At 49.8% G+C, this 11,199-nt stretch carries 15 protein-coding genes; 14 read left to right on the top strand and 1 reads right to left on the bottom strand.

The features are described 5' to 3' along the window. Positions 1-756: 756 nt before the first annotated feature. Positions 757-1,161 (bottom strand): hypothetical protein, encoded by a 405-nt coding sequence (locus E4T81_RS01895; RefSeq protein WP_135040855.1) that lies wholly within the window; start codon positions 1,159-1,161, stop codon positions 757-759. Between the two features lie 408 nt (positions 1,162-1,569). Between E4T81_RS01895 and E4T81_RS01885 the strand changes: the two genes are divergently transcribed. The 14 genes from E4T81_RS01885 (at position 1,570) to E4T81_RS01815 (ending at position 11,117) form a co-directional block, all read left to right on the top strand. Continuing rightward, complete coding sequence (locus tag E4T81_RS01885) at positions 1,570-1,782, top strand: hypothetical protein (protein ID WP_135040853.1); 213 nt, start codon at positions 1,570-1,572, stop codon at positions 1,780-1,782. Positions 1,783-1,796: 14 nt separating this feature from the next. Further along, entirely contained in the window at positions 1,797-2,021 is a 225-nt protein-coding gene (locus E4T81_RS01880; protein WP_135040852.1) for a DUF3873 family protein, read from the top strand. A gap of 427 nt (positions 2,022-2,448) precedes the next feature. Further along, complete coding sequence (locus E4T81_RS01870; protein ID WP_135040850.1) at positions 2,449-2,853, top strand: response regulator transcription factor; 405 nt, start codon at positions 2,449-2,451, stop codon at positions 2,851-2,853. Further along, complete coding sequence (locus E4T81_RS01865) at positions 2,850-3,095, top strand: hypothetical protein (RefSeq protein WP_135040849.1); 246 nt, start codon at positions 2,850-2,852, stop codon at positions 3,093-3,095. Before E4T81_RS01870 ends, E4T81_RS01865 begins: the two co-directional genes overlap by 4 nt. Continuing rightward, on the top strand, positions 3,082-3,387 hold the full coding sequence (locus tag E4T81_RS01860; RefSeq protein WP_135040848.1) for a DUF3853 family protein: 306 nt from the start codon (positions 3,082-3,084) through the stop codon (positions 3,385-3,387). Before E4T81_RS01865 ends, E4T81_RS01860 begins: the two co-directional genes overlap by 14 nt. Before the next feature lie 11 nt (positions 3,388-3,398). Then, positions 3,399-5,504 carry an AAA family ATPase gene (locus E4T81_RS01855; RefSeq protein WP_135040847.1) on the top strand — a complete coding sequence of 702 codons (2,106 nt, stop codon included), beginning with the start codon at positions 3,399-3,401 and terminating at the stop codon, positions 5,502-5,504. 10 nt (positions 5,505-5,514) lie between these two features. Beyond that, positions 5,515-6,414: a hypothetical protein gene (locus E4T81_RS01850; protein WP_135040846.1), complete on the top strand. Its 900-nt coding sequence runs from the start codon at positions 5,515-5,517 to the stop codon at positions 6,412-6,414. Further along, complete coding sequence (locus E4T81_RS01845) at positions 6,414-7,166, top strand: MBL fold metallo-hydrolase (protein WP_135040845.1); 753 nt, start codon at positions 6,414-6,416, stop codon at positions 7,164-7,166. The genes E4T81_RS01850 and E4T81_RS01845 overlap by 1 nt, the downstream gene beginning before the upstream one ends. A gap of 1 nt (position 7,167) precedes the next feature. Then, entirely contained in the window at positions 7,168-7,572 is a 405-nt protein-coding gene (locus tag E4T81_RS01840) for a hypothetical protein (RefSeq protein WP_135040844.1), read from the top strand. Positions 7,573-7,593: 21 nt separating this feature from the next. After that, the gene (locus E4T81_RS01835) at positions 7,594-8,169 is read left to right on the top strand and encodes a hypothetical protein (protein WP_135040843.1); all 576 of its coding nucleotides are present in this window, start codon (positions 7,594-7,596) and stop codon (positions 8,167-8,169) included. Positions 8,170-8,181: 12 nt separating this feature from the next. Further along, positions 8,182-8,472 carry an HU family DNA-binding protein gene (locus tag E4T81_RS01830; RefSeq protein ID WP_135040842.1) on the top strand — a complete coding sequence of 97 codons (291 nt, stop codon included), beginning with the start codon at positions 8,182-8,184 and terminating at the stop codon, positions 8,470-8,472. A 1-nt stretch (position 8,473) separates the two neighbouring features. Further along, positions 8,474-9,337 carry a hypothetical protein gene (locus E4T81_RS01825; RefSeq protein WP_135040841.1) on the top strand — a complete coding sequence of 288 codons (864 nt, stop codon included), beginning with the start codon at positions 8,474-8,476 and terminating at the stop codon, positions 9,335-9,337. Positions 9,338-9,390: 53 nt separating this feature from the next. Next, entirely contained in the window at positions 9,391-10,347 is a 957-nt protein-coding gene (locus E4T81_RS01820) for a DUF6291 domain-containing protein (RefSeq protein ID WP_135040840.1), read from the top strand. A gap of 17 nt (positions 10,348-10,364) precedes the next feature. Next, a complete protein-coding gene (locus E4T81_RS01815) occupies positions 10,365-11,117 on the top strand; it encodes a hypothetical protein (RefSeq protein WP_135040839.1) in 753 nt (250 codons plus the stop codon). Positions 11,118-11,199 lie beyond the last annotated feature (82 nt).

Below are 11,199 nucleotides of genomic sequence, written 5' to 3'. Positions count from 1 at the left end.
ATAATTGGACACTATAAATTTACGAATTTTTCGCGATAATACCAAGAAAATCAGCCACTTAGTTTTATACTAAATGGCTGATTGTTTTATTGTTGGACAGCAGAATTATTATATCGAACTCACGTTATTAAGTAGTGCGCGGCTTCCAATTCAATACCATTATAGCGGGGCTTGTAGTCCGGCTTAGGTGCAACCCCAAAGCCTAATCGAAGTTCCCTATATCGGGGCGCACTAAGCCCGTACAAATTGCAGAAAGACTCAAGGGAAGCGAGCTTTTGAAGTTCAGTAAGCCGCTCCACGGCCATAAAGAAACGCCGGGATATTTCAGCCTTAACAGGGCAAGACGTTCTAACTAAGCGTGGCATATTCCGGCGGCTTTTGCACTTGATATTATAGCGAAGTAGTCCGCTTCGTTGATAGTAATAACGTCCTTCCCGTCTAAGTACGCAGCTTCTAAAGCGTCGAAGACGTGGCGAGGGATAAACGGGTATAGTTCCCGATTGGAATATAAGGTATTTATTGCGATTTCCATATAGCTAAGTTATTTTCTGCGAATTTTGCGTTTAACGGCTTTTAGGCTTCAAATGGTAGGAATTACTACCCCGAAGAAAAAGACGCTAAAAAAGGGCGTTTCTGTGCGTTTTATGCGTATCAGTATAATACGGGTCGAAAATGCCTACTTATCTGAGTTTCTCGCCTTTATATATAATAAGGTGTAGCCAAAATTTTAGAATAACGGAACGATACGACCCATGACTACCCGACAGCGGCAGAGGTGGCATCGTCGGCCCGGCGGACATCCGCTTTTTTAGTAAGTTCCGTAAGGCGTTCGATAGTCCTTTGCTGGCTTTCGATTATTGAGAGAAGCCGCGCCTTTTCATTTTGCGCGTCGTCCAAGAGCTTAAGAAGGATTTCGGAAGGCGCGGCTTCGGGCTTCTTTTCTTCTTCGGGTAATAGCATTTCCCCATCGCCCATCATAAGCCAAAGAGGATTAAGGCGCGGAAATTGTATGGTAATTTGTTGCAGAGTGTCCGGCATTATAGATTTGCGAATACTTTGAATATACGCAGAGCCAACGCCAACGCGCCTACAAAATTCACGTTCGCTAATTCCTTCGGATTTTATAAAGTATTTAAGTCGCTCTTTTACTGTTCCTTCCATAGTTCGGAGGGTTGAAAGTTAATAATCGTTAAAACAATTCACTTTTGTATGGCGAACACTTGCACAGTGTATGGCATTGTATTAACTTTGCACTGTGTTAGTAATTCAGTTGCAAAGTTACGGAAATTACGAACACGAAGCAATAGCAAAAATTACTTAAACAACAGTTATATGGACTTCACGACAAAGCAAATAAACAGCAACTTCCGAATTAAAGTTAGCGGAGTGAACGGCGAGGGCAAACGCCTAAATACCCTTGTAGGAGCATCCGGGCTTCTTAGTCTGATAGGGGAAAAATTGGCGAACAACCTTTTAACCCGCGCCTTCAAGTGTATGCTCGACAAGTGTGTATGCAAACTTCGTCGAGGATTGAAAATTACTTTTTACTACAAATAAACATACAGACGTATGGCAATAAAGACTATAAAAGCAAAAGCCCGTGTAGAAGTCCTAACAGACTTCGGCTATTGGTGCCTTGCAGAGATACGCGGACTTAAGGAAGGCACGGAATTAGAAGGCCGGTTAAACCCGGTAAACAACGCTTTCGACTTCACATATAACGGACAGGACGCTATGCTGTGGATAGGACACAACGGCGTAATTATTACAGACAACAATTAACACCATACACAACTATGAGCATGAACGACAACCGGGGCTGTAGTGTTTGCCCCGCCGGAAGCGAGAATTACGAAATATTCTCTACCCGCCTTCGCGGGAAACGTGTTAAGCGCGTACAGTACGACTACCGAACCCCGGACGGGGAATTATTCGCTACCGTAGCGTCGAGCCTTACCGAGTGCAGACACCGCCGCGACGAGTGGCTAAGTAAGCGAGAAGCAAACACGGGTAAGGGCTAATTTACCCACCTCCGTATCACTATAATACGATACACAGACAAGACCACATATATAAGCCAACGGAGAAGGCATCCCCTTCGTGAAGGCTATAAACCGTTGACTACCGGGAACAGGACGGGCGCGGGACGCTACGGGCGTGAGAAGGGCGAACCTTCCCCCGCGCACTAATTCAAACTTTAAAAAGATAAGATATGACACTAACAGCGACAACAAACACGACCTTCCGGGGCTTCCGAGCAGGCCTCGACCAAGTAAAATCCGGCGACCTTCGCGCTTGCGTCGCCGAACTTTGGAAGGCATTAGGTATCAATAACCGAAATTCCTTCTATTGTTACCGTGACGGGAAGCAAGAGCCGAAGGCAAGCCAAGCCGCCGCAGTTATGGAAGTATTCGCCAAGTACGGAGTTACTGAAAACATTTGGGGGGTATGCGACTAAAGGCAGAACTAAGCCCACGCGAAGGCGAGATAGCCGAACTTTTGGCATGGGGCGCGAGCAAGAAGGAAGTAGCCGACAGACTCTTTATTTCCGCCCGAACCGTGGAGAATACAGCCCGGAACATTTACCAAAAGTTAGGCATACAAAAGGCTACGGAACTTTGCATATGGTGGTTTTGCACTAAGTGCGGGGTTCCCGTCAGTAAGGATCCGCTTAAACGTGCCTTCATTGCTGTAATAATGCTTTTCGCCTTCCTTCCCCGCGAGTTTATGACCTTCAACGACAATTATACGCCACGAACGGCAAGAACAGCCCGGACGAACCGACCGACAAGGAACGGCCGCCGGATAGACGAGGAAACCGATTTTAACGACTTCTTTACCCCAATAGCATGAAAGAAAAAATATTAACAACAATTTTCGGCAAGACCGAACACGGCGAACGGTACACGTTTCGGCAGTGGCTTATTTATGTTTGGTTTGCCGTTTCCCTTTGCTTATTGGGAATGATGGAAGACGCGCCGCTGTGGGCTTACGGCGTGATGTTGGCAAACTTCGCCGCCGCAGCTTATAATCTTAACAAATTACCACTTCCGGCAGACCCGGAAGAAGAACAGGACGACGATGAAGAAGAATAATACCAACACGCGAATAATAGACCTTACCCTCGGCGAATTGTTGGATGCCGTCGAAGACCGGGTTAAGGAAGTCTTAGCCGGGAAGCCCCAGGCCGACGAAAAGAAAAAACGCTACGTCTACGGCCTTAAAGGGTTGGCTAAACTTTTCGGTTGCAGCAAGACAACCGCAAGCCGCATAAAGACCTCCGGCAAGATTGACAGGGCAATAACGCAGATAGGCGCACTGCTTATTATTGACGCGGATTTAGCCTTAGAATTAGCCGGAAAAACAGGAAACAACATAACCCAATAAATAACAGCTATATGAGCAAACAAGTAAGAATTAAAAGCCTAACCCTTATCAACTTCAAGGGTTTGCGAAATGTAACCGTTACCTTCGGGAACGACGTTACGACAATCAGCGGACGCAACGGAACCGGCAAGACCACAATCGCCGACGGCTTCTATTGGCTTTTCTTCGGTAAAGACAGCGAAGGCAATACCGACTCCAAGTTTGGCATCAAGACCAACGACGCTAACGGAAACTTCATACCCGACCTCGAACACCAAGTAGCCGGAGTTTTCGACGTGATAGACACCGAAACAGGAGAAGCCGAAACCGTGGAACTTCGCCGCGTCTATGTCGAGGAATGGAAAACGGAGAAGGGAACGACGGAACGAACCCTTAAAGGACACCATACCGACTACTTCTATAACGGAGTTCCCCTCAAGACAAAGACGGAATACGACGCTAAGGTAGCGGCTATCATTCCCGAAGACCTCTTTAAGGTCATTACCGACCCCTACTACTTCCTTACGCTTCATTGGAAGGCACAACGCGAATACCTTCTTAGAATGGCGGGCACCATTTCCGACACGGATATAGCCGCCAACCGTGCTGAGTTTTCCGAACTTCTACGCCGGGTTACAGGCAAAACGATGGAAGAATACCGTAAGGAAATTTCCGCCCGCCGTGGGAAGGTGGAAACACAGTTAGAGAAGATACCGACCCGCAAGGACGAAGTAACCCGTAACACCCCCATTGCGCCGGACTACGCCGCGCTTGAAACCGAGAAGAAGCAGATACAGGCAGACCTCGCCAACATTGACGCGGCCGCTTCTTCCGCCGCCGAAGCCAACCGCGTAGCCTATGAACAGGCGGCGAAAATACAGGGCGAAATCAATACCAAGAAAGCCGAACAGAACAGAATCGTTTTTGACGCTAAGGAAGCCGCCCGTAAAGCCGCCTACGAAACCAACCGAGTAGCAGACGACGCAACCCGCGACCTGTCACAGGTTCAGCGCGAGGAAACAAGCGAAGCCAACTACTACGCCCGTGAAAAGTCAGTGCTGACGGCTTCCATTGCCACAGCAAAAAGACGTAAAGAAGACGCGGAAAAAGAAGTAGCCGCCCTTCGGGTGCGTTGGGAAGCAGTCAATAACGAGCAGTTCCAAGAAAAGACCTACCAAACCGCCGGCCCTCTTCTTTGCCCTATTTTCGGGCATCAGTGCGCCGACCCCGGAGCAGTACAACGCCATCAGTGCGACGCAATAGCGGCCGCCGAAGCCTTCAAAAAGAACCAAGACACGGAACGCGCTAACTTCTACGCGAACCAAACCGCCCGACTTGACAGGATGGACGAGGAAGGAGCGCAGCTCAACAAGACGATAAAAGAACAGGACGGCGAAATAGCCCGCCTTACTTCCGAAGCCGCCAAACTTGACACCAAGCACAACGAAGCGGTTGCGGACTTTGCGAGCCGGAAGGCGAACTTAGAAAAGGTCATAGCAGACAACCCCCGCGTAAGCACCGACCCGACTATCAACCCGCAGAACCTCCCGGCGTGGGTAGGGCTTCAAAAGGAGATAGACCAACTCGAAGCCCGACGTTCCGCAATAACAGCACCGGCCCCCGGAGCCACTACCGACCACGCTGCCAAGAAAGCGCAGCTTTCCGCCCGCCTTTCGGAGATAGACCAAAAGTTAGGGCTTCGCGCCACAATTGAAGCAAGCGAACGCCGCTTAGTGGAACTTGACAAGGAAGCCGCTACGTTGGCACAGGAGAAGGCATCGCTTCAAATTGAAGAAGACCTTATAGACGACTTCGTAAAAGACCGCATGGCGGAAGTAGAACGCCGGGTAAACGGACTATTCGACGGCGTGGAGTTCCGAATGTACAAGACTTTAGTAAACGGCGATAAAGAGCCGGACTGTGTGGCGTACATTGGCGGGGTGCGATACCAAGACAAGAACCATGCCGGGCAGATAAACGCGGGGCTTGCCGTGATTAACGCCCTTTGCGCCTTCCACGGAGTAAACGCGCCTATTTTCGTCGATAACGCCGAAAGCGTAAACGAGTTCCCGCCCGTAAGTAGCCAACTTATAAGGTTGGTAGTGAGTAACGGAGAATTTCAAACAACCCATAACTAAACAACGCTATATGTGTAAAACGCCCGAACTTCCGGCTACCATTGTAGCCGCACAGGAAAAATTTGAAGTTGCGTTACGCGATGCCGCCGCGATTGACATCGTGAACAACTTCGGCGCGGCCTTCAAGGCGGCACAAGTAATAACCCTTATACGGGAAGCCCTTACCGACGAAGTGATGGCTAAAGTGTTCATGCCGCTGATGAATACAAAGGTAGGCTTCCGCACCGACCGCGACGGGAAGCCCGACAAGAACGGAAAGACGAAGCCGCTTTACGACGTGGCAACCGTCCGCGACGCGATAGTAGATGCCGCAATAATTGGGCTTCTTCCTACCGGGAATCAGTTCAATATAATAAGCGGCACGATGTACCCCACGAAGGAAGGCTATACCGTCCTTCTTAAGAAGATAGGGGCAAAATATATTATCGACATACAGGCAGACCGAAGCCAAAACCCCGGCTTCGCCGAGTTCCCCTGTAAAATTTCCTATTCCTACAACGGGGAGAAAAACAGCCTTACCGTTGTAGCCACCGTCCGCCGCGACCAATACAGCAGCAACGACCAATTGCGCGGCAAGGCAGAACGCCGGGCAAAGAAAGCTCTCTACGAATATCTTACAGGAACGGACTACGGCGACGCGGACGAAACAAGTAGCCGCCCCAACGTGGTAATAGATACCGTCGCCGTGGAAATTTCCGAGAAGGCAAACACCGGGGCCGCTATTGGCTTCGACGATGAAGAAGCGACAATAGTAACCGAAAGCGCACAGGAAGCACCGGCCTACGCACCACAGGCGCAGACCAACGCAGCTCAACCCGCCGCCCCGGTTCAGCCCGTGGAAGTCTATCAGCCCCAAGCCGACCCACAGCCGGCCCCGGCATACAACGCACCAAGAAGACCCGGTTTTTAATGGTACTTAGTGTTTTAGGTTCAAGCAGCAGTGGCAACGCCTACGTTTTGCACAACGCGGGCGAAGCCCTGCTAATTGAAGCCGGGATAAACTTCAAGAAAGTAGTAGCGGCATTGGAAGGCGATATTTCCAAAGTCGTAGGCTGTCTGATAACCCACGAACATGGCGACCACGCCGGACGGATTAACGAGGTATTGAACGCAGTTATTCCAGTCTATGCCACACGCGGAACAATTGAAGCCGCTAAGGTAACAAGCGAGTGGAAGCCCCGCGAGTTGACGCGAACAGAACAGGGCTATAAAGTTCAGACTATTGGACGCTTTAAAGTTATACCCTTCGCCACCAAACACGACTCTGCCGAACCCGTAGGCTTCTACATTTGGCACCCGGAAACGGGCGGGATATTGTTTGCTACTGATACCTACTACTTACCCAATACCTTCAAGGGATTAAACAACGTGCTTATAGAGTGCAACTACGACCCCGAAATATTAGACAGGAACGTAGAGGAAGGCCGCCTAATTCCGACCCTTCGGGAACGAGTAAGGGAAAGCCACCTAAGTATAGACACTTGTTTAGACGCGCTAAAAGCAAACGACTTGAAGGCAGTAAATAACATCGTCCTAATACACCTATCTTCGGGCAACGGCGACCCCGTAGCCTTCAAGGATAGAGTTTACCGGGCGACCGGGAAGCGGGTACACATAGCCCGCCCCGGACTTAGTATTAACTTCAATAAAACGCCCTTCTAAGATGATAAAAGGCTTTAATTCGGAAACCGCGCCATTGACGGAACAGGAAGAAAAGGTACTACTTCCGCTCGTCCTTCAAGGGTTGAGAAAGAAGGTAGGTAAAGCGAACGCAGTAACCAACCGCACCATCGTACAGCGGCTTAATATAGCCGGACACCAAACGAGCGAAGCCCGTATAAGGAAGATTATAAACCACATCCGAATGACGGATTTACTACCGGGGCTAATTGCCACGTCCGGCGGCTACTTCTTAGCAACTTCCGAAGCGGAGTTATTGGACTACGAACAAAGCCTTTTAGGACGTGAGGACGCAATTAAACAGGTTCGGTTAGCGATAGCCCGCCAACGGCGGATCCTTTACAACGACGCGAACCGCCCCGATAAAGATAAACCCGAAATATTTTAATAACCAATTACAATTTTCAAAATGAAGAAAATAGCACTATTCCGAAAGAACGGCGAATCCGCCGAGTTCGTAGACCGCTTCGACAACATAGAAGCGGCAAGCAACGCAGTAAGGGAAATCGTAAGCGAGGACGAAGACGCTACCGTATTCGACTTCTATACCGAAGAACAGGAATATACCGACATCTGCGAGCGTGTGAAGTCCTACGCCGACGCTTGCCATGTGTTAGGCATCAGCGACAACGAAGCCCCCGAAGTGATTGCCGACGGCGGACTAATGCGCCCGGACGAGATAGCCCGACGTAAATTAGAAGTGATAACCGAAGCCCTTAACGAAGGGTGGAAGCCGGATTGGAACAACACCAACGAACCCAAGTATTACCCATGGTTCCACATTGAACCGGGCAAAGGCAAGGACGCAGAGGGGAAACCTGACGGCGCGGCTGCCGGGCTTTCGTTTGCGGATACGTGCAGCGCGGCTTCGGCTACGTATGCGAGCGTCGGCTCTCGGCTTTGCTTCCACGAACGGCGTACCGCCGCCTACGCGGGCGACACGTTCCGCGACCTTTACGCCCAAATCTTAGTAGAAAAATTCTAACCCGACCCAAAGATGACAAAGAAAGAATTAGTGGCGAAAGTCGCCGCAGCTTGCCACGGAACAGAAGCCCACGGCATCACAGCCGGGGCCGTGGAAGACGTGATAACAGCGACCCTCGGAGTAATTAAAGATGTCGTCTATTGTGGCGGCGAAGTAACCTTACGCGGGTTTGGCACTTTCGGACACAAGAACCGAAAAGCCAAGACAGCCCGGAACATCAGCACAGGCGAACCCGTCCACGTTCCGGCCCGCGCCGTCGTCAGTTTCAAACCTTCCGCAGACTTCAACGTAGCACAGGACTAAGATGGAAGCACAAGAGAAGATAGAAACCCGGAAGGACGAAATACGCTACCGCACGGACGACACCCGCCGAATGGTTGGCAAGTTCTTCGCTTCCCCCGTCTTTAAGACGTGGTACGAAGATATGTTAGACAGCGATACCGGGGAAGTTATAAGTATTGAACGTAATAACTTGCTTTTTGAAGCCGGGAAATATATAGACGAGGAAACAGCCCAAAGTATAGCCTTCCACCTTCAATGCGGAGATATTACCGAAGTCGAAGTAAGCAATCAACGCCGAATAGCGCAGCCCGCAAAGCGTTACACCCTTCTGCCCTTCAAGGCTACCGCCCAAATTGGGAATAAGAAGAAAAGTTTTATTCTTCAAGCGCAGAGCGCGACCCTCGCTATTGAAGTTGTTACGGACTACATAGAACTAAACTTTACTTCCCGTTTCGTGGTGGATAGCGTCAAGGCGATGCCCGGCGTAATAATTCTTAATGACCGCTTCCGCCGCGCCGTAGAGGAAGTGGAAGGCGGCAACGAAGCCGGAGAGGAAACCCCGGACGGAGAGGAAGCCCGCGACGATACCAAATATTACCGAATTGGAGCGGACATAATAGCCAAGAGCATGGACGGCGAAGACGACACGCCCCCGATGTCCTACGATTTCATTGTTAAGACCCGCGACATCGACACCGCGAAGGCGGTAATAACCGCGTGGCTTAATACCCAGCTCAAGAAGGAAGCCGAGAAGGAAGGACGCGAAGTTAAAACCTTTGAAGTTTCGCTTACATCGGCTTCGCCCTTCAACTTGAACGCGATTATTCCATACGCCTTCTGCGTCGCATATAAAGAAGACGAGAAGATAACAATAACGACCGACTAACAACCGGGGCGCGTTTGCCGACCCAGTGAACGCGCCCCATTAACCCAAACGCTATGAGCCAAGACAGCATAGTAATTTTTCGTTCATACATAGACGCAATGGCGGAACTTCCGGCGGAACTTTACAAAGAAGTTTCGCGGGTTCTATACGCTTACGCTTTTGACGGAATAGAGCCGGACGACAGCGCAAGCCCGACAGCCCGCGCCCTGTTCATAGCGTTAAAGTCGCAGATAGATTTTAACGTAGCACGATACGAAAGAGCCGTTAAGAACGGAAGTAAGGGCGGCGCACCTAAAGGCACCCGGAACAACCCCAACGGAAGGCGCGGAAAAAGAACTAACCAAGAACTAACCGAAACTAACCAAGAACTAACCAACCCCGAAAAATTAGTTTTTTCCGAGGTTGACGGGGGTATAGAAACGGTTGAAGCGGTTGAAGTCGTAACTTCCGAAGAAGTGGAAAAACAGCCTAAAACGGCGAAAAAGGGCAAAAAAAGGTTAGATATAACTAACCAAGAACTAACCCAAAACAAACCGACAACTAACCAAGAAGGCGAAAAAGAACTAACTGAGCCAAAAGAACTAACCTTAATCAGTAATCAGTTATCAATAAATAATAATTATGTTGTAGTAGATAATGCGCGCGAGGTTAGTTTTTTGGAAAAGTTCTTTGCACCCGAAAACCAATATTCGTTAGACGTGCTTTGTATGCAGAACAGCACCGACCTCGCAACAATAAAGCAGTACGCCCAAGAGATAATAGCCGAGTGGCAACTGCGCGAAGTCAGCCACCCCAATTACAAAGAAGCCGCCCAACACTTGATAAACCACCTTCGCCGGAAATTTGAAGCAGACCGCCGCCGGGCAAGAGAAGAAGCCGCCGCACCCAAGAGCAGAAAGGAAGCCCGCGAAGCCTTAGTAAAGGGGGCCGCCGCACGTCTGGCTGGTGCAATAGAGAACGACAGGACAGGGCGAACCATTGCCACCGCAAATGATACCGAACCCTTCTAAATTTACAAATCAGCAATATGGAACTTTTACCTTCAAATCGCCGCCCGGATAATTCCGGGGCATTGATACCAACCGACCCCCGCGCCGTCGCTATACGTCAGCAATACGGCGAGCTTCCCGACTTTTGCAATAAGTTCGGGCTGACAGCACAAAGACACTGCGCCAAGAACGTAGAAAAAGCCATACGGAACGGCGTACCTGTTTTTGCGTCGATTGTCAGAACTTACGGAGAAGACGGAGTAGCCGGGCTTATTGGAATACACATTACGGACGCAATACTACGAATGGGCGAAGACAGGGAAGTAGATGAATACGACGTGGATTTTATAGCCCACGCCATTTGTGAAAGTGAACGCTTCCGGCTGTTGTCAATGGCTTCTATACTTCGCTTCTTCCACCTTTTGAAGTGTGGCGAGTTCGACATCTACGGAAAGGTAACACCTCGCAAGATTTTAGAAGCCTTCCGAAAGTACGCCATAGACCAACAGGCAAAGGAAAACCGAATAGCCTACGAAATTGAGAAGGAGAAGAAAGCCCAGGCCGACGAAGAAGCCCGGCGTAACGCAATTTCGTGGGAAGATTGGGCGACAAGTCAAGGCATAGACCCCAAAATAGGGCTTCACGGGTGGATGGCGCAGAAGTTCAAGGAAGCTCGCGAAGCAAGAATCCCAAAGAAGACAATAGCCGAACAATTTGTAGAATGGACAACCCGACTAATACAAATACTTTCGTTCATTGACGACTATATGAAAAGTAAGAATAAAGAATAAAACGCCGTCACAGCCACGGAAACGCCCCAAATTTCGCGCTCCGCCCCTTTGGTGGATAGTTGGAGATAAAAACGCCTACAAA

The sequence above is a fragment of the Barnesiella sp. WM24 genome, from assembly GCF_004570975.1.
Classification (GTDB): Bacteria; Bacteroidota; Bacteroidia; order Bacteroidales; family Muribaculaceae; genus Muribaculum.
The sequence above is the reverse complement of the archived record's forward strand: the minus strand, read 5'-3'. Positions and strand labels throughout refer to the sequence as shown.

Bases quoted from the DNA above. Each gene is read 5' to 3' on its own strand.
- E4T81_RS01870 (WP_135040850.1), top strand. From the start codon at position 2,449: ATGCGACTAAAGGCAGAACTAAGCCCACGCGAAGGCGAGATAGCCGAA.
- E4T81_RS01830 (WP_135040842.1), top strand. From the start codon at position 8,182: ATGACAAAGAAAGAATTAGTGGCGAAAGTCGCCGCAGCTTGCCACGGA.
- E4T81_RS01885 (WP_135040853.1), top strand. From the start codon at position 1,570: ATGGCAATAAAGACTATAAAAGCAAAAGCCCGTGTAGAAGTCCTAACA.
- E4T81_RS01815 (WP_135040839.1), top strand. From the start codon at position 10,365: ATGGAACTTTTACCTTCAAATCGCCGCCCGGATAATTCCGGGGCATTG.
- E4T81_RS01865 (WP_135040849.1), top strand. From the start codon at position 2,850: ATGAAAGAAAAAATATTAACAACAATTTTCGGCAAGACCGAACACGGC.
- E4T81_RS01820 (WP_135040840.1), top strand. From the start codon at position 9,391: ATGAGCCAAGACAGCATAGTAATTTTTCGTTCATACATAGACGCAATG.
- E4T81_RS01835 (WP_135040843.1), top strand. From the start codon at position 7,594: ATGAAGAAAATAGCACTATTCCGAAAGAACGGCGAATCCGCCGAGTTC.
- E4T81_RS01880 (WP_135040852.1), top strand. From the start codon at position 1,797: ATGAGCATGAACGACAACCGGGGCTGTAGTGTTTGCCCCGCCGGAAGC.
- E4T81_RS01845 (WP_135040845.1), top strand. From the start codon at position 6,414: ATGGTACTTAGTGTTTTAGGTTCAAGCAGCAGTGGCAACGCCTACGTT.
- E4T81_RS01855 (WP_135040847.1), top strand. From the start codon at position 3,399: ATGAGCAAACAAGTAAGAATTAAAAGCCTAACCCTTATCAACTTCAAG.
- E4T81_RS01860 (WP_135040848.1), top strand. From the start codon at position 3,082: ATGAAGAAGAATAATACCAACACGCGAATAATAGACCTTACCCTCGGC.
- E4T81_RS01825 (WP_135040841.1), top strand. From the start codon at position 8,474: ATGGAAGCACAAGAGAAGATAGAAACCCGGAAGGACGAAATACGCTAC.
- E4T81_RS01895 (WP_135040855.1), bottom strand. From the start codon at position 1,161: ATGGAAGGAACAGTAAAAGAGCGACTTAAATACTTTATAAAATCCGAA.
- E4T81_RS01840 (WP_135040844.1), top strand. From the start codon at position 7,168: ATGATAAAAGGCTTTAATTCGGAAACCGCGCCATTGACGGAACAGGAA.
- E4T81_RS01850 (WP_135040846.1), top strand. From the start codon at position 5,515: ATGTGTAAAACGCCCGAACTTCCGGCTACCATTGTAGCCGCACAGGAA.